1 pseudogene is annotated in these 261 nt (G+C 66.7%); it reads left to right on the top strand.

What is annotated here, in order from left to right:
* Positions 1 to 261, top strand: a pseudogene (gene groEL / locus KBI52_RS00245) (chaperonin GroEL); the annotation flags it as partial.

Genomic DNA, 261 nt, shown 5'->3' on the forward strand with positions numbered 1-261 from the left:
CCGTGAAGGCTCCGGGCTTCGGCGACCGCCGCAAGGCCATGCTCGAGGACATCGCCGTCCTGACCGCCGGCCAGACGATCTCCGAAGACCTCGGCATCAAGCTCGAGACCGTCCAGCTCCCGATGCTCGGCCGCGCCAAGCGCGTTCGCATCGAGAAGGAGAACACCACGATCATCGACGGCGCCGGCCAGAAGGCCGACATCGAGGCCCGCGTTTCGCAGATCAAGGCGCAGATCGAGGAGACCACCTCGGACTACGACC

The organism is Microvirga sp. HBU67558 (assembly GCF_018069605.1).
In the GTDB taxonomy this organism is placed as follows: Bacteria; Pseudomonadota; Alphaproteobacteria; order Rhizobiales; family Beijerinckiaceae; genus Microvirga; species Microvirga terrae.